Origin of the sequence: Xanthomonas bonasiae (genome assembly GCF_017163705.1) — a bacterium.
Lineage (GTDB): Bacteria > Pseudomonadota > Gammaproteobacteria > Xanthomonadales > Xanthomonadaceae > Xanthomonas_A > Xanthomonas_A bonasiae.
Genome location: NZ_JAFIWB010000037.1, coordinates 19,664 through 35,728 on the forward strand (window position 1 = coordinate 19,664; position 16,065 = coordinate 35,728).

Sequence of the window (16,065 nt, forward strand, 5' to 3'; positions counted from 1 at the left end):
GATCTGGAGACGGAACAGGGATGCGGGGTTCTCCGACATTGAAACGGCAGGCCGCTGCAACGCGTTCTGGACCAGGACTACCGCCCGTTGGCGATCCAGGACAGCCGCAGCGACGGCCTCAACGTTGGCTTCGCCTTCGACCCGGTCGGCACCTCACTGCGCTGACTGCGCCGGGCAACACGGTACCCGTGGTTACCTTGGGCTATGACAATCTGGACCGACTGACCGCGTTCAAGGACGGCCCGACCGGCACGGTGATCGACGGTTACAGCTACGACGCCACTGGCAACCGGCTCAGCGCCCAGGTCAACGGCAGCACCCAGACCTACAGCTACCCGACCGACAGCCACCGCCTGGCGAGCGTGGCCGGCGCCACGCGCAGCTACGACGCGGCGGGCAACACGACCGTCATAGACGCGGCACGACACGCACGTTCGCCCACGACGTGACCGGGCGCATGAGCCAGGCCAAGCGCAGCGGCGCTCTGGCAATGGAGTATCGCTACAACGACCGCGGCGAACAGGTGCGCCGCTTCCTGGGCACGACCAACACCTACACGGTCTACGACGAAGCCGGCCACTGGCTGGGCGACTACGACGGCAACAGCAAGGCGCTCCAGCAAGCGATCTGGCTCGACGACCTGCCGGTCGGTGTGCTGGCCGGCACCGCGTTGAACTACGTGCAGCCGGACCGTCTCGGCGCGCCACGCACGGTCATCGACCCGGCGCGCGACGTGGCGATCTGGACCTGGGACATCAAGGGCGAAGCGTTCGGCAACACCCTGCCGGACCAGGACGCGGATCGCGATGGCACGGCGTTCGTGTTCGGGATGCGCTTCCCGGGGCAGCGCTATGACAGTGCGACGGGGCTTAACCAGAACTATTTCCGAGACTATGATGCGACCGGTGGCCGCTACACGCAGAGTGATCCGATAGGACTCGGCGGTGGCGCTAGTACATATGGCTATGCCGGAGGAACGCCCCTGGCTGCCGTGGACCGGTTTGGGCTGATTGTAAAAGTTGTCGAGAACGATCCTGCGGTAGCAAGACTATTGATGAGTGCCTATGCAGAACTGAATGCAGGTTCCGAAGTTGCAAGGTTCATGAATGGCGAGTTAGAACGATCATCGGATGTGTACGAAATTAGAGCTTCAAGAGATGGCCGTAACCTGTATTGCCCACTGGGCTCGGGTTCATTGTCGTCTTGTGGAGGACGCGAAAGAACGGTGTTCGTCGATCCATGTCACATGCCCCAAGTTAAAACTACAGCAGGCCTACAGACTATTCCATTGCCAATAGCAATTGCACACGAATTGGGTCATGCATGGCTTGGCTATCAAGACAATCCAGGGCGGGGTGATCCCGTGGGAGATAATGTTAGAATGATCGAAAATCCGATAAGGGCGGAAATGAACATTCCGCTCAGAACCGAATATTAGCAAATTGCAGGGGGTTGCGATGAAAGGGTTAAATTCATTGGTTGCTTTCTTGGCTCTATTGATGTTTTGCCAAGGAGTTGATTCGCGGGAAATGAGCCCGAAAGGATCTTCGGTTTCCACTAGCGGATCTGTGTGTTTTACAGGGTTTGAAGTTCAGTTTCTTGTCGGGAAAACAGAGGAGAGCATAAACAACCCCCAGTACTGCCGATACTCGATAGAAAAGGCGGAATTCATTGAGATGATTTCCTCTAGGCCGAGTTCTGAATTCTATCTGCCTTCTCACGTTAGAGCAAAAGTATACTTCTCTGAAAGGGATGTCTACTTTATAGACAATAACGGCATTGTAAGATCGGGGAATAAGAAATTCTTCATAGATAAAGAGCAATTTTCTAAGGTGCTTAAACTCAGGTGAGGCTTTGGCTTTTTCACGTTTTGCCTGTAACGCGCAAAAAAAGGGGCGCTTCTTTGTATGCGCCCGCCTGGCCGACACCGATGACTGTTCTGCGATAAAATGAAAGAATAAAATAAATATAATTTCACTTTTTAGGTGTAAAGGGGCCGGGAGAAGTATTTCGTGGACCACGTGCACAATGCGCTGGACTAGGCGACGGAAGTCGGTGTCACGGTCGCAGGCGGCACCCGGCAGAAGCTGCTCGGCGGCGCCACTTATTACCCGTTCGGCCCTAGCGCTGGCTGGTCCTACGGCAGCGGCCAGCCGCTGCAGCGTGTGCTGGACCAGGACTACCGGCCGCAGGCGATCCAGGACAGCCGCAGCGACGGCCTCAACATCGGCTTCGCCTTCGACCCGGTCGGCAACCTCACTGCGCTGACCGCGCCGGGCAACACCGCTCCGGTCGTGAGCCTGGGCTATGACAACCTGGACCGATTGACCGCGTTCAAGGACGGCCCGACCGGCACCGTGATCGACGGCTACAGCTACGACGCCACCGGCAACCGGCTCAGCGCCCAGGTCAACGGCGCCACCCAGGCCTACACCTATCCGACCGACAGCCACCGGCTGGCAAGCGTGGCCGGCGCCATGCGCAGCTACGACGCCGCGGGCAACACCACGGCCATCGACGGCACCGCACGCGAGTTCGCCTACGACGCGACCGGACGCCTGAGCCAGGCCAAGCGCAGCGGCACGCTGGCGATGGAGTATCGCTACAACGACCGCGGCGAACAGGTGCGCCGCTTCCTGGGCACGACCAACACCTACACGCTCTACGACGAAGCCGGGCACTGGCTGGGTGACTACGACGGCAACGGCAAGGCGCTCCAGCAAGTCATCTGGCTCGACGACCTGCCGGTCGGCGTACTGGCCGGCACCGCCTTGAACTACGTGCAGCCGGACCACCTCGGCGCGCCACGCACGGTCATCGACCCGGCGCGCGACGTGGCGATCTGGACCTGGGACATCAAGGGCGAAGCGTTCGGCAACACGCCGCCGGACCAGGATCCGGATCGCGATGGCACCGCGTTCGTGTTCGGCATGCGCTTCCCGGGGCAGCGCTATGACAGTGCGACGGGGCTTAACCAGAACTATTTCCGGGACTACGATACGGGCAGTGGGCGGTATGTGCAGAGCGATCCGATTGGATTGCATGGAAATATCTCTTCATATCTGTATTCGAGCGGATACCCTCTGCACTCCGTGGACCCATTGGGACTGCGCACGGAGGTTGTCTACTGGCATGGCGTCGGCGTCGGCGAATCGCAGTTCGGACACATCTCCACTAACATCAATGGGCGCAACTTCTCATGGGGGCCGCCCGGTCAGTGGGATAGTAAGTATCCACGTGCGTCGGACTACAATGCTCTTCAAAAGAACTTCCGCGATGGGAATGGTGTCATTCTAAATCTGACGCCTTTCCAGGAAAGCCAGCTTTCTGCTTGCATGAGCGGAACTGGTGGGAAATACAGCATTACGTAAAATAATTGCGGGACATCGGTACAGGATTGTTTGAAAAAGGTTGGTGTTCAATTCGAAAAAGCATTGCGACCCAAGGCGATCTTTGACAGCCTCAGTCGCTCGCCATCAGCTGCTGGAAGCACTTTTTATCCGGGTCCGCCTAGAGATGGCGAACCTCTTGATAATCCTTTCTTGTGGGGTTTTTGATGAAGAAATTTATTGGGGTCTTGCTGGTGTTGGTAGTGGCGATTGCTGCTATTGCAGGCCTTGCAGCTCGGCGGTTTGTGCTGTTGGCGAAAAGCGATGTGGCTGTAGATAGCTACCCCGTTCCTGGGCCGGCCCCAATAGCTAAAATGCGAGCAGGTGAGCGCGCTAAGGTTTTAAGCTGCGATGACTTGAAGTCTTATCAAGCTTTGCATGTGCGCTTGAAAAATGGCATTGAGGGGTATGTCATTGACGGAAGCTACGAGTTGATTCCCGTATCGATATGGGACAGCTCTAGTGGAAGTTCCGTAGTTTTCTTCTGCCCAAAGTATTGAAGCCAGAGCATTGGTGGCAATGCATGCCAATCTGCGATACATGGGTGAATGAAAAATGAAATCACTTGCGAGATGTTTAATGGTGCTGATCGGCTTCCTAGTCTTCGCTCCTGCGAACGCTGGCAGTTCCTGTGATACCCGGGATTTGGTCGTCGTGGGGCTTGATGTGGTTAAAGGGAAGGAGGTGATGAAAGTCAATGACGTTGTGCCCAAGTCGGGAGCTGCGTTCGATGAATTTTTCAGTGCCTGTGCGCGCAAGACAGTCGTCTTGGCCAACCCCGACACCAAAATTTCTCAGCTGCTAAACATACGGTTCTTTCTAGGTAAGATTGGATTGACAGCCGACAAGGACAATTTCTTTGTTTTCTTCGCAGTCCCTGGTGGAAGAACCATGATCTACATGGAAACCTTTGCGACGATCAAGTACACCAATGACAAAGAAGAGCTCCTGAAGATCACGGAAAATCCACCTCAGGAGAGCAATTGCTTATAGCCATGCCTGAATATCGCTAGCTACTACCCGTTCGGCCCCAACGCTGGTCCTACGGCAGTGGCCGGTCGTTGCGGCTCGCGGCTAAAAAAGAACCTGGTCGCCAGTGCGGTCTACTTGCGGCTGGCTTACCTGTTGGGGGATGCAAGGGCGTCGGCAGGCATGGCGTTGCAGGGCCTGAGCGGTGTCGAACGCGTCGCGGCCGATGAGCGGGCGGCTTCGCTCTACCAGGCATTCGCAAAGAGTCGGACGCCTTCGCCCAGGCCGCTATAGTGATGCCCGCATCACCAACAACGTCAGGACATCAGCATGCCCCATCGCATCGCCACCCTTGAGGCACTCGAAGCGCTGTATGGCCAGCCTGCCGAGCGCTCGCTGCGCAAGGAGATCGATCATCTGAACGCCGACTACCAGGCGTTCGTGTGCGCCTCGCCGTTCGTGGTGCTGGCGTCGGCCGGGGACGACGGACTGGACTGCTCGCCCAAGGGCGACTCGGCCGGCTTCGTGCAGATCCTGGATGCGCGCACGCTGGCGGTGCCGGACCGCCCGGGCAACAACCGCATCGACAATCTGCGCAATCTGCTGCACGACCCGCGCATGTCGCTGCTGTTCCTGGTGCCCGGCATCGGCGAGAGCCTGCGGGTGAACGGGCGTGCCGAGATCAGCGTCGATCCAGCCTTGCTGGCCCGCTTCGAGATCCGCGGCAGGCAGCCGCGCAGCGTGATCGTGGTGCATGTCGACGCCGCGTACTTCCACTGTTCCAAGGCGATCGTGCGCTCGGCCCTGTGGGATCCGGCGCGGCACGTGCCCCGCGAGCAGTTGCCCAGTGCCGGCACCATGCACGCGCACCTGGCGGACGGCGATTTCGATGCCGCCGCCTACGACCTCGAATTGCCAAAGCGCACGCAGGACATGCTGTACTAGCGCGTCAGCCGCGCCAGCCACCTTCGCGGCGGACAACCGGACCACAAAGGGGATCGATGCAAGGACGCGACACGATATCTGCGGGATGGGGCGAGCTACTGGCCGTCGTTGCGATCGCACTCGGACTGCCCATCTACTGGAGCTTCTCGGCCGTGCTGGCGCCCACGGGCGAGCCGTCGTTTTCCGAGGCGAGCCTGTGGGGCATGGTCCTCTACGAGCTGCTGGTCCTGGCCTTGCTCGTCCCGGTGCTGTGGTTCCGCGGATGGACGCCGCAGGTCTTGGGGCTGCATTGGCAGGGGCGCGATATCCGACCGGCGATCGGCCTGCTGATCGCGTGCATCGTGGCCTGCTATCCCCTGAACTGGCTGGGCGCGGGCATGGCCGAGGAGGTGAATCCTTCGATGGATGCCATGGTGGCAGGGAAGCTATCGCTGACGGCGGTGGTGGCAGTTTCGCTGCTCAATCCGATCTTCGAGGAAGTGTTCGTCTGCGCCTACGTGATCCGCGTGCTGCAGCGCAGCCACAGCCCGGCATTCGCGGTGAACGTCAGCGTGGCGATCCGCGCCTCGTACCACCTGTACCAGGGACCCATCGGCGCGATCTCGCTGGTCGTCGTGGGGCTGATACTCGGCTGGTGGTTCGCGCGGACCGGCCGGCTGTGGCCAGCGATCATCGCGCACGGCCTGATGGACCTGCTCGCACTGATGGCCTATGCATAATGTGTCCGATTGAATGAAAGACATGGCGCTCAATGCGCCACGTCGAAGCATTCTTCCGATCGCGTAGCAGACAGGGTGATGGGAGATCGCTACTCGCAGAGATTCCCCGGCGGGGAATCGGTCCAGGTCACTCAGTCGCCGCCGGCATCACGATGAACCTCCCTGCCGCCGGAAGCTTGCGGTCGTCGATCCAGTCCGCGGTCACGTCGAACAGGTACGCGGAATAGGTCTTCGCCACGCCGTCGGCGGTCTTGATCGACTCGATCAGGCCATGATCCGCATTCGGGAACACCACCACGGCCAGGTCCGCCCGGCGTTGCTGGAGCTGCCGAAGAATGGCTTGGGTGGCGGCATTCGGGGCCTGGCGGTCGCTCCCGCCCAGCAGCCACAGTTGGCGGGGCTTGATCGCTTCGATCACCGGTTGCGGCTCGTAGTCGAAACTCAGCCCCTGTGCGAGGGCGGGTCCGTTGGCCTGGAGTTCCGCGCTCGAGAATTTCAGGAACAGGCCGGTGTACGAGCGGGGCTGGATGGCGGCCAGCCACGGTGCGTCGGCATGGCTGGACTTGAAGGCGTCCAGCTCGGCAAAGCCGTCGCGCATGTCGGAACGCACGATCCGTTCGGTGATGGCAGTCAGTTTCCTGGCTTCGGCCAGCGCGGTCTCGTCGAACCCAGCGCGCTGCAGCTGTTGCTCCACCAGTTCGCGGTCTTGCGCGATCGGCCCTTCCGCCATCGCGAAGGCGGCCACGACGAAATCCACTGGCACCAGCGTGGCGGTCAGCGGCGCGACCCATCCGCCCTGGCTGCCGCCGATCACGCCGATCCGGCGCACGCCCGGCGCGAGCCGCCGGGCTTCCTTGACCGCGGCCGCCGTGTCGCGTGCACGCGCCTGGAAATCGGAGGAGAGGGCGCCGGCGGACGCGCCGGTGCCGCGCTTGTCGTAGACGAAGACGGCGATGCCCCTGCGCGCGAGTTCGTATTGCCAGACGGTGTCGTCGGTGCTGGGATCGTTGTTCGAACCTTCGACCCATACGGCCGCCGCCGTCGCGCGGCCAGTGGCGGGCAGCACGAGCTTGCCGTGCAGCGCGATGCCGTCGCTGCTGAAGGTGGTTTCCTTCTCGACCAGGCGCAGGCGGGTGCCGGTCTCGGTGGCCTCGCCCCGTGTCAGTTGCAGCGTACCGGTCCGGCAGGGGGCGAAACGGATGTACACGGTGTCTGCGCCGTATCCGCCGCTGGCGTCCACCCGCAAGCGGCCGAACCGGCCGTTCGACAGGGTGTAGTGGAGTTCGCGCTGCTTCCCGCCGTCGCCGGTGATGGTCACCGACTGCCCTTCGGGCAGCGCATACACCCCCAACAGGCAGCGCAGGTCGGGGTCCAGGCGGGTTTGCGGGACGGCATCCAGTGGCGCAGCCGCGGAAAGCGCGGCAGCGACGAGCGTCGCAGTCAGGAACGCCAGCATGGTCAGCCCTTGTCGTGTCGAAGCCGCACACTCGCAGCTTCGGGTGCTGCCGACAACGTGCCTAAGGTAGGGGGGACGGTTGGGCGCCTCTCGCATCGGCGATGGGGACGATGCAACGCGACCGCGCCCGTTGCGCTGCATCGCATCGTTCGGCATCCATCATCTGGCTGCGCCGCGTGCGCCACAACAAGGTAGACGCCGGTGATGGACAGCATCGCCACGACCAGGCCGCTCAGGGCGACCAGCAGGCGCCGCGGGATGCCGAGAAGGTGATCGAAGTGCAGCGAGAATTGCGACTGCACGAATGCGTCGCCTGCCGTGCCCCGGCCTATCGGATCCGGTGCCACGACGCGGCCATCGGATGCGGCGACGTACAGCCGGGACGGCCCCATGCTCTCGAGCGGATGGCCGTCGCGGTTGGCGTCGGTGAACGCGACGCCGTACAGGTCCGGCGGCGTAGAGCACGCAGGGCGCGACCGGCGCGGGGAAGACGTCCTTGGCATGGGCGGTCGCGCATTCCACCGCCGCTGCTAAGCCCAGGTGGCGATTGCCGCACGCCGATGCTTTCAGGGATGGCGGCAGCCGCAGCTCCCGCACCCGTTCAACACCGCGCCTGCCGCCCCGCCGCGTAGCGCACGCCTGCACGCAGCTGCGCGAGGAAATGCGGATCGGCATACACCGCCGCGTCGTGGCCCAGGCCGGTGTACCAGGCACGGCCGCCGTCGAAGGCGTGGCACCAGGCGATCGGGTGATCCGCGCCCATGGTGCCGCCTGTGTAGAGGCGTTCGTCCACGGTGGCGATGACCTGCACCTGCGCGCGCGGGTTGCTGCGGTAGTTGTAGATCTCGTCGTGGATCGGCCAGGGCGTGCCGTCGGCGCGACCGTCGCGTTCGGGCTGCACTTGGGTGGATTGCAGCCCGGGCGGGTGGCCCTGGAACCAGGCGCCGACCAGGCGCCCGTACCACGGCCAGGCGTAGCCGGTGTCGGCCGCCGAATGCACGCCGACGAAGCCGCCGCCGTTGCGCACGAAGCTTTCGAATGCCTGTTGCTGCGCGGGGTCGAGGATCTCGCCGGTGGTGCTGGCGAACACCACCACGCGGTAGCGGGCCAGGTTGTCGGCGGTGAAGGCGTTCGCGTCTTCGCTATGGTCCGCGGCCAGGCCTTCCTCGCTGGCCAGCTGGCGCAGCGTCGCCACCGCGGTGGGAATCGAGTCGTGGCGGAAGCCGGCGGTCTTGCTGAAGATCAGCATGCGCTCCGGCGCCGGGGCGGTTGCGGCGACGCCGGCCAGCATGGCGGCGAGCGAGAAGGCGAGTGGCGTCATGGGGGAATTCTGCCCCGGATGCCGGCTGGCGGGTAGCGCAATTGCGGTTTGGACGTCGGCGCGGGCCTGCCGGCACCGCGCATGGCGCGCCAGGTGCGCGGAGCCGGCGTTGCCGCTGTCCATGCAGCACCGGGGCCGCGGCTGCGGAAGATGTCTGCCGCACTGGTCGACGGCCCGCGAGATGGGGGAAAATTGCACTCCCTTGCCGAATTTGGAGCCGCCATGTCAGGACGATGGAGTTGGAGTTTGCTGCTGGGGTGCGGTGCGGCGTTCGCTGCCGCCGCGGCTGCGCCGGCGCCCGGCGAGTACGGCACCAAGGACGGCTGGGGTAGCCTGCAGATCAGCGGGCAGGGTGACGTGCGCCAGTTCACGATCGACGCGATGGGCGCCAACGGCCACAGCTGCGGGCTGTCGGGCACGCTGCGCGGCGAGATCGCCGAGGTCACCGAAGGCAGCGACACGCCGTGCCGCGTGTCGTTCAAGCGCACGCCCGGCGGGTTCGAGGTGAAGGCGCTGACCGAGGAGAGCTGCCGCGACTATTGCGGCGCGCGCGCCGGCTTCGAGGGCGAGTATCTGGCGTTGCCGGCGGGCTGCACTGCGGCGGCGAGCACGCGGCGGCGCGCGGCGTATCTGGCCGACTATCGCGGCAAGCGCTATGCGGCCGCGCTCGCGGGGATGGATGCGTTCGGCAAGGAGTGCGGCACGTTCTTCAATTGGCTGGAGCGCGACCGCTTCGCCAACGACCGCGCCATCGCCCTGCTGCGCCTGGGCCGTCCGAAAGAGTGCCTGGCCGCGCTGGACACCACCATCGCCGGCGCCAGCCGCGACGAGGACTCCTTGCAGGAGGAATTGGACAAGAACGGCAGCATGCTGCCGCCGACCGATTGGGACAGCTATCTGCCGATCGCCAAGTCCACCTGGTTCAACCGCAAGCTGTGCGAGGCGGCGAAGCCGTAACGGCGCGCGTCGGCGCGGCTACAGCCGTGCCGAACGCAGCACTGCGTGTTTCGGCGCGGATGCTGTCGGGGCTAAAGCCCCTCCCACAGTTCACCCGGCGGCCTAGCCGCAAGTCCCTGCGGGAGCGACTTCAGTCGCGACGAGCGAAGCCGTGAGTGTTCCGGCTGCGGATACCGTCGGGGCTGAAGCCCCTCCTACAGTGCATCCGGCGGGCTAGCCGCAAGCTCCTGTAGGAGCGGCTTCAGCCGCGACGAGCGCAGCGGCGGGTGTTCCAGTTTCGGATACCGTCGGGGCTGAAGCCCCCTCCTGCAGTGCATCCGGTGGGCTAGCCGCAAGCTCCTGTAGGAGCGGCTTCAGCCGCGACGAGCGCAGCGGTGGATGTTCCGGCTTCGGATACTGTCGGGGCTGAAGCCCCCCCTGCGGGGAGCGGTATCCCGGGGAAATCCTGCATCCTGCGCAGAGCCGCCATCAACCGCCTGCGCGTGGAATCTCCAGCGGCGACCGCGCGCGGTCCACTGCCAGGATCGAGGCGTCGTCCGGATCGCGCAGCACATGCACGCGGGTGCCGGCGATGCAGAACTGCGGCAACAGGGCTTCGTCGATCAGCGTGCGCAGCGTAGCCATGGACACGCCGCCCGCGCCGTCGAAAACGTCCAGCGTCAACTCGACCGCATGCACGGTCTGGCCCTGGCTGCCGCCGCGCGACAGCCCGTGCTCGGAGCGCTTGAGCGCGCGAATCTCGGCCTCGGCAGGGACGCCGCTGTGCTTCAGGCGTTGCCAGGTCTTCTCTTCAGCGGAGTAGAGGCCATTTTCGCGGGTGGCGACGATCACCACCGAGACGCCCAACAGCAGAACGGCGCTCATCACCACGGCGAACACGGTCCACAGCAGGATTTCGATGGCGACCGTCCTTGGCGGCGCCGGCCGCCAGCCCTGGGCGCAGGCTAGGAAGTCGCGATGTCATCTGCGTGACATGCGGCCGCGCGCGCCGATGGCGTGCACTCGTGCAGCGGTTTGGGGGAGACAGCCGCTAACCTGCCCGGATGGCGATGACCGCTCCGCCCTGCAGCTCGATCGCGAACCTGCCGGGCGCTTGCGCCGGTGGCGGGGCGCGCCGTTCGGCCAGCGCGGTCAGTAGCGGCACCGGGTCGCGGTCGAAGGCGACGACGCGCGCGTCGCCCTGCAGCGCGGAGTGGATCACGGCGCTTTCGAACATCGCCACCTGCGCCAGCTGCGGAATCGCCGGCGCCGCGAGTTGCACGTGCTCCAGGAAGCCCAGCGCCTCGCTGCTGGCGAACTGGCGCGGTGGCTGCGCGGCGGCGTAGTCCTCGAACAAGCTGCGGAAGGCCGCTTCGCCACCATGCGCCAGCAGCATGCGCGTGGTCAGCCGCGCCGCGCTGGCGATCTGTCCGGCGCGCGCATTGCTGGCCAATTCCCGCAGCAGGGCGACGCCGGGATCCGCCAGCAGTGCGGCGATGGGATGCGCGCCCGGCGCGTCGCCGCGGACCAGGGCGCCCAGGGTCCGTTCCCAGTCGGCGGGCGACGGTGCGACGCCGCCATCGCCGCGCGCGAGGCCCGCTGCGGCCTGCGGCGCGCGCGCGCCGGGCCGGCGCAGCGCCCATAGCGTGTGCAGCCTGTCGATCTGCCTGCGTACGTCGGCGATGCCGACGTGCGCCAGAGCGGTCGGCAGCATCTCGAAGACGATCGCGTGCAGGTTGGGCAGCGCGGGCATCAGCTCGGCGGCCAGTCGCATCAATTCTTCGTCGACGAGTCCGGAATGCGCATCGAGCCAGTAGCCGCGGTGCGCGAAGCCGCCGGCCAGGTGCAGTTCGCAGACGCGCTCGAGCGGCAGCGCGGCGAGCGCCTCGCGCACCGGCTGGCGGCCGTTCTTCTGGTTGGTCCACAGGTTGTGCAGGTCGAGCAGGATGCCGCAGTCGGCCTGGGTCGCCACTTCGGCGATGAACGCGCCGTCGCTGAGTTCGCCAGCGACCGGGCGCAGATAGTTGACGTTGTTCTCCACCGCGAACGGTACCCGCAGGCCCTGTGCCATTGTGCGAATATTGGCCGCGGCCTGTTGCGCGCTCGCCACGGTCTGCAGCGGCGGCAGCAGGAAACCGGAATCGACCGGGCCGCCGGCCACCGGCACCGCATTGAAGCTCAGGTGTTCGCTGGCCCACGGCGCCCCCAGCGCCTGCACCACCTCGCGCATCAGTTGCAGACGTTGCGGTTCCGGCGCCAGCGAGCCGCCCACCGGGGAGGCCACGCCGTGCACGAGTTTGTGCTGCGGCAGCTCGGCGAGCTGCCGCACCATGCCGGTGTCGATGCGCATCGGCGCCTGCGCGTTGCCGGTCTCGAACCAGAAGAATTCCGGTTCGATCTCGACCACCCCGATCGCGCCGTCGTCCTCGGCCAGCACCGGCATCAACTCCGGCCACAGCACCAGGCCGACGCCAAGATCGGGCAGGGCATGCATCGCCGATGCCTCCGGTCAGGGGCCGATCCGCGGCGCGAAACCCTCGATCTCCAGCGCCGGATTGACCCGGAAGTCGCGTTCGATCACGAAGCGCAGGTCGAAGCCGGAATGGCAGGCCGCGCAGCCAAGCCGGCCGAGGATTTCCCGGGTGATCTTGTGCATCTTCTCGATGTCGTTGCCGACCTCCACCGGCACCGCGACGGTGACCGCGTGCGGGGACCGGAACGACGATACTGCCCTTGTGCTCTTCATTTGCGTTCTCCATGAACTGTTGGGATGGACCTGTGCGGACACCGTCCGTGTGCGGACGCGCGCTGCGACAGGCAGGCAGCCGCGCCGGAAATCCTGTGCGGGTCGGGAAGACGCCGCGCCGGTCGCTGTTGCCTGCCGATAACAACGCGGGGAGTGCCGCATAGCGGCCACAGCGTTGGACGGACGCGGCTGCCGACGGGATGCAAGCGCTGCCGCCACGGGCGCCGTCAGTGCGCCACTACGACTTCCGGCAGGGGGGCGCCGGCGGGGCAGGGCGTAGCATCGGCGGATTACGCGCAAGGATCGCTTCCCGTCGTCCGCACCTGTCCGCTCCGGAACCCCCACGCCATGCCTTCCCCGCTCCTTGCCCCACGCGCGCTCGGCGCCTTCCTCCTTGCCATGCTCCTGCCGGCCGCCGCCGCCGCGCAGGCGCCGGCTGTCACCGCCGCCGACTATGCGCGGGCCGAGCGCGCGCTCGGCCATCTGACGCAACCGTTGCTGGACCATGCGGTCCAGCGCGTGGACTGGCTGGACGCCACCCATTTCGCCTATGTCGACCACGACGCCGGCGGCGACCACTTCATGCGGATGGACGCGGTCAGCGGCCAGCGCGCGCCGCTGTTCGACCAGGCCGCGCTGACCGCGTCGCTCAATACCTTGCTGGCGCTCACCGAGCGGCCGCTGGCCGCGACCGACCTGCCGATCAAGTCGCTGAGCCTGGCCGCCGATGGCCGCTACCGTTTCAGCGTGCGCGACACCCAGGTGTTCTGCGATGCCGACGCGCATTGCAGCAAGGTCTACGCCAAGGACAAGCCCGAGCCGGGCATGGTGTCGCCGGACAAGAAGACCGAGGCGTTCGTCCGCGACTGGAACCTGTGGCTGCGCGACCTGGCCTCCGGCAAGGAAACCCAGCTCACCACCGATGGCGTGCGCGACTTCGGCTACGCCACCGACAACGCCGGCTGGAAGCACAGCGACAAGGCGATCCTGGAGTGGTCGCCGGACTCGCGCAGGATCGCCACGTTCCAGCAGGACCAGCGCAAGAGCGGCGACATGTACCTGGTCAGGAGCAAGGTCGGGCATCCGGAGCTGCTGCAGTGGAAGTACCCGATGCCCGGCGACAAGGACGTGACCATGATCGAACGGGTGATCGTGGACGTGCCCGCGCGCAAGGTGGTGCGGCTGCAGATGCCGCCGGACCAGCACCGCTCGACCCTGTGCGACGACGTCAGCTGCGGCCCGGACGGCGGCTGGGACGACGTGAAGTGGGCGCCGGACAGCAAGACCCTGGCGTTCGTCTCCACCTCGCGCTATCACAAGGACGCCTGGTTCCGCATCGCCGACGCGACCACCGGCGCGGTCCGCACCGCGTTCCGCGAAACCGCCAAGACCTACTACGAAAGCGGCCAGGTCGCGGCGAACTGGGCCTACCTGCCGGAGCGCAACGAAGCGGTGTGGTTTTCCGAACGCAGCAACTGGGGCCAGCTGTACCTGTACGACCTGGCCACCGGCAAGCCCAAGCGCGCCATCACCACCGGCGAGGGCAATGTCACCGAGTTGCTGAAGGTCGATGCCAAGACCCGCACCGCCTGGTTCCGCGCCGTCGGCCGCACCCGCGGGCTGGATCCGTACGACCAGCAGCTGTGGAAGGTCAGCCTGGACGGCGGCGCGCCGCAGCTGCTGACGCCCGAGCCGGCCGACCACGACATCGCCCTGTCGCCGGACGGCCAGCGCTTCGTCGACAGCTACTCCACCACCACGCAGCCGCCGGTGACGCTACTGCGTCGGGCCGGCGACGGCCGCACCCTCGCCACCGTGGCCAAGGCCGACATCGGCCGCCTGCAGGCCGCCGGCTGGGTCCCGCCGGTACCGATCACGGTGAAAGCGCGCGACGGCAAGACCGTGCTGTACGGGGTGATGTTCAAGCCCTCGCAGTTCGACCCGGCCAAGAAGTACCCGATCATCGACTACATCTACCCGGGCCCGCAGACCGGCTCGGTGCGCGGGCGCAGTTTCCTGCCCAGCCATGGCGACAACCAGGCGCTGGCCGAACTGGGCTTCATCGTCGTGGCCATCGACGGCATGGGCACGCCATGGCGCTCCAAGGCCTTCCACGACACCTGGTACGCCGACATGGGCGACAACACCTTGCCCGACCAGGTGGCCGGGTTGAAGGAGCTGGGGCAGCGCTATCCATGGATCGACCTGCAGCGCGTGGGCATCTGGGGCCACTCCGGCGGCGGCAACGCCTCCACCGACGCGATGCTGCGCTACCCGGATTTCTTCAAGGTGGCCTGGTCGGAGAGCGGCAACCACGACAACCGCAACTACGAGGACGACTGGGGCGAGAAGTACCAGGGCCCTCTCACCGTCGACAAGGAGGGCAAGGGCAGCTACGACAACCAGGCCAATCCGCTGCTCGCCGCCAACCTCAAGGGCCGGCTGATGCTGGTGCACGGCAGCCTGGACGACAACGTCCCGCCCTACGAATCGCTGTTGATGGCCGACGCGCTGATCAAGGCCAACAAGACCTTCGACATGCTGGTGCTGCCCAACGCCAAGCACGCCTATGGCGACGACGACATGCCCTACGTGACCCGCCGCCGCTGGGACTATTTCGTGCACTACCTGCTTGGCAGCACGCCGCCGGACAACTACCGGATGCAGCCGTTGCCGAAGCACTGACCCGGCGGCGCGGCGCGAGCAGTGCCGCGCTGCCTCGGGTGCGCTGCCGCAGCGCGTGCGGCCTATGCCGGGCGGGCGTCGCTGCGCGGCGCAGGCAGCGCCGATGCCACGATCGCGTGCAGCCGCTGCGCCAGTGCCTTGCGGTCGGTGCCCTGGTCGAGCGCGATCGGCGCATGGAAGGTGACCCTGACCACGGCGCCGGAGGAGCGCAGGAAGCGCTCGACGTGGGCGCCGGCCTGCATGCTGCCGTAGAACGCGTAGGCGTCGCGCTCGCCGCCGTGCGCCAGGCGGCGGCCATCGACGGACAGGATGTCGATAGTGAACGGTTGCAGCGTCCATGGCCGGGCGTTGGCGTCGCCGCCGAGGAACAGCGAGAACAGGCTGGACTTGAACGGGGCGACGCGCTCGCCGGACGAGGTGGTGCCTTCGGCGAACAGCACCACGTCGTGGTCGGGGCGGATCTGCGCGGCGACGGCGGCGGCCACGTTGGCTGCGTCGATCCGCCGGCGGCTGATGAACAGGGTCTGCGCCAGCGCGCCGAGCCGGCGCATGCCCGGCCAGCGTTCCATGTCGTTCTTGGCGATGAAGCGCGCGTGCAGCAGGCTGCCCAGCACCACGATGTCGAAGTGCGAGATGTGGTTGCCGACGAACAGCGTGCCGCCGCCGCGGCGCGGCGTACCCACCACCTCGACGCGGATGCCCATCGCCTTGCGCAGGCAGGCGAACCACAGCCGCGGCAGCACGAAGGCGCCGCGGCCGCGGGTGACGCGCATCAGCAGCCATTGCAGCGGCAGCAGGGGCACGCTGATCAGGACGAATGCGGCGAGCTTGGCGGCCACGCGCAGCGCAGCGAGGGCAGTGCCCGCGACAGGGCGGGGCGGGGCGGCGTGGTTCATGGG

Annotated in this window: 14 protein-coding genes and 2 pseudogenes; 9 read left to right on the forward strand and 7 right to left on the reverse strand. The window is 65.7% G+C overall.

What is annotated here, in order from left to right:
• Positions 1–42 precede the first annotated feature (42 nt).
• From JR064_RS23165 to JR064_RS21330, 7 genes and pseudogenes are all read left to right on the forward strand, one after another.
• Positions 43–1,438 (forward strand): annotated as a pseudogene (locus JR064_RS23165) (RHS repeat-associated core domain-containing protein); the annotation flags it as partial.
• Positions 1,439–1,529: 91 nt separating this feature from the next.
• Positions 1,530–1,850: a hypothetical protein gene (locus tag JR064_RS21305; RefSeq protein WP_206231052.1), complete on the forward strand. Its 321-nt coding sequence runs from the start codon at positions 1,530–1,532 to the stop codon at positions 1,848–1,850.
• Between the two features lie 195 nt (positions 1,851–2,045).
• A pseudogene (locus tag JR064_RS21310) lies at positions 2,046–3,110 on the forward strand (RHS repeat-associated core domain-containing protein); the annotation flags it as partial.
• A 446-nt stretch (positions 3,111–3,556) separates the two neighbouring features.
• On the forward strand, positions 3,557–3,889 hold the full coding sequence (locus JR064_RS21315; RefSeq protein ID WP_179569379.1) for a hypothetical protein: 333 nt from the start codon (positions 3,557–3,559) through the stop codon (positions 3,887–3,889).
• Between the two features lie 79 nt (positions 3,890–3,968).
• Positions 3,969–4,382 (forward strand): hypothetical protein, encoded by a 414-nt coding sequence (locus tag JR064_RS21320; protein ID WP_206231053.1) that lies wholly within the window; start codon positions 3,969–3,971, stop codon positions 4,380–4,382.
• Positions 4,383–4,688: 306 nt separating this feature from the next.
• Positions 4,689–5,303, forward strand: a complete 615-nt coding sequence (locus tag JR064_RS21325; RefSeq protein WP_206231054.1) for a pyridoxamine 5'-phosphate oxidase family protein — start codon at positions 4,689–4,691, stop codon at positions 5,301–5,303.
• A gap of 56 nt (positions 5,304–5,359) precedes the next feature.
• Positions 5,360–6,022, forward strand: coding sequence for a CPBP family intramembrane glutamic endopeptidase (locus tag JR064_RS21330; protein ID WP_206231055.1), 663 nt, complete (start codon positions 5,360–5,362; stop codon positions 6,020–6,022).
• 127 nt (positions 6,023–6,149) lie between these two features.
• On the opposite strand, the gene JR064_RS21335 is transcribed toward JR064_RS21330, so the two are convergent.
• The 3 genes from JR064_RS21335 to JR064_RS21345 form a co-directional block, all read right to left on the reverse strand.
• Positions 6,150–7,478, reverse strand: coding sequence for an alpha/beta hydrolase family protein (locus JR064_RS21335; RefSeq protein ID WP_206231056.1), 1,329 nt, complete (start codon positions 7,476–7,478; stop codon positions 6,150–6,152).
• A gap of 2 nt (positions 7,479–7,480) precedes the next feature.
• The gene (locus JR064_RS23425) at positions 7,481–7,981 is read right to left on the reverse strand and encodes a PepSY domain-containing protein (protein WP_206231057.1); all 501 of its coding nucleotides are present in this window, start codon (positions 7,979–7,981) and stop codon (positions 7,481–7,483) included.
• A 98-nt stretch (positions 7,982–8,079) separates the two neighbouring features.
• Positions 8,080–8,799 (reverse strand): ThuA domain-containing protein, encoded by a 720-nt coding sequence (locus tag JR064_RS21345; protein ID WP_179569367.1) that lies wholly within the window; start codon positions 8,797–8,799, stop codon positions 8,080–8,082.
• 222 nt (positions 8,800–9,021) lie between these two features.
• Here JR064_RS21345 and JR064_RS21350 point away from each other — a divergent pair, with 222 nt between their 5' ends.
• The gene (locus tag JR064_RS21350) at positions 9,022–9,756 is read left to right on the forward strand and encodes a hypothetical protein (RefSeq protein ID WP_191826170.1); all 735 of its coding nucleotides are present in this window, start codon (positions 9,022–9,024) and stop codon (positions 9,754–9,756) included.
• A gap of 468 nt (positions 9,757–10,224) precedes the next feature.
• Here the strand turns inward: JR064_RS21350 and JR064_RS21355 are convergent, their stop codons facing one another.
• From JR064_RS21355 to JR064_RS21365, 3 genes are all read right to left on the reverse strand, one after another.
• The gene (locus JR064_RS21355; RefSeq protein ID WP_206231058.1) at positions 10,225–10,635 is read right to left on the reverse strand and encodes a hypothetical protein; all 411 of its coding nucleotides are present in this window, start codon (positions 10,633–10,635) and stop codon (positions 10,225–10,227) included.
• 151 nt (positions 10,636–10,786) lie between these two features.
• Positions 10,787–12,229, reverse strand: coding sequence for an MbnB/TglH/ChrH family RiPP precursor modification enzyme (locus JR064_RS21360; RefSeq protein ID WP_206231059.1), 1,443 nt, complete (start codon positions 12,227–12,229; stop codon positions 10,787–10,789).
• A 15-nt stretch (positions 12,230–12,244) separates the two neighbouring features.
• Positions 12,245–12,481, reverse strand: coding sequence for a hypothetical protein (locus JR064_RS21365; RefSeq protein WP_191826324.1), 237 nt, complete (start codon positions 12,479–12,481; stop codon positions 12,245–12,247).
• Positions 12,482–12,829: 348 nt separating this feature from the next.
• Between JR064_RS21365 and JR064_RS21370 the strand changes: the two genes are divergently transcribed.
• On the forward strand, positions 12,830–15,166 hold the full coding sequence (locus JR064_RS21370) for a S9 family peptidase (protein ID WP_206231060.1): 2,337 nt from the start codon (positions 12,830–12,832) through the stop codon (positions 15,164–15,166).
• 62 nt (positions 15,167–15,228) lie between these two features.
• On the opposite strand, the gene JR064_RS21375 is transcribed toward JR064_RS21370, so the two are convergent.
• Complete coding sequence (locus JR064_RS21375) at positions 15,229–16,062, reverse strand: lysophospholipid acyltransferase family protein (RefSeq protein WP_206231061.1); 834 nt, start codon at positions 16,060–16,062, stop codon at positions 15,229–15,231.
• Positions 16,063–16,065: the final 3 nt, after the last annotated feature.

Excerpts from the sequence above, each read along its gene's own strand:
- JR064_RS21305 (WP_206231052.1), top strand. The coding sequence starts at position 1,530 with ATGAGCCCGAAAGGATCTTCGGTTTCCACTAGCGGATCTGTGTGTTTT.
- JR064_RS21315 (WP_179569379.1), top strand. The coding sequence starts at position 3,557 with ATGAAGAAATTTATTGGGGTCTTGCTGGTGTTGGTAGTGGCGATTGCT.
- JR064_RS21320 (WP_206231053.1), top strand. The coding sequence starts at position 3,969 with ATGGTGCTGATCGGCTTCCTAGTCTTCGCTCCTGCGAACGCTGGCAGT.
- JR064_RS21325 (WP_206231054.1), top strand. The coding sequence starts at position 4,689 with ATGCCCCATCGCATCGCCACCCTTGAGGCACTCGAAGCGCTGTATGGC.
- JR064_RS21330 (WP_206231055.1), top strand. The coding sequence starts at position 5,360 with ATGCAAGGACGCGACACGATATCTGCGGGATGGGGCGAGCTACTGGCC.
- JR064_RS21335 (WP_206231056.1), bottom strand. The coding sequence starts at position 7,478 with ATGCTGGCGTTCCTGACTGCGACGCTCGTCGCTGCCGCGCTTTCCGCG.
- JR064_RS23425 (WP_206231057.1), bottom strand. The coding sequence starts at position 7,981 with ATGCCAAGGACGTCTTCCCCGCGCCGGTCGCGCCCTGCGTGCTCTACG.
- JR064_RS21345 (WP_179569367.1), bottom strand. The coding sequence starts at position 8,799 with ATGACGCCACTCGCCTTCTCGCTCGCCGCCATGCTGGCCGGCGTCGCC.
- JR064_RS21350 (WP_191826170.1), top strand. The coding sequence starts at position 9,022 with ATGTCAGGACGATGGAGTTGGAGTTTGCTGCTGGGGTGCGGTGCGGCG.
- JR064_RS21360 (WP_206231059.1), bottom strand. The coding sequence starts at position 12,229 with ATGCATGCCCTGCCCGATCTTGGCGTCGGCCTGGTGCTGTGGCCGGAG.
- JR064_RS21365 (WP_191826324.1), bottom strand. The coding sequence starts at position 12,481 with ATGAAGAGCACAAGGGCAGTATCGTCGTTCCGGTCCCCGCACGCGGTC.
- JR064_RS21370 (WP_206231060.1), top strand. The coding sequence starts at position 12,830 with ATGCCTTCCCCGCTCCTTGCCCCACGCGCGCTCGGCGCCTTCCTCCTT.
- JR064_RS21375 (WP_206231061.1), bottom strand. The coding sequence starts at position 16,062 with ATGAACCACGCCGCCCCGCCCCGCCCTGTCGCGGGCACTGCCCTCGCT.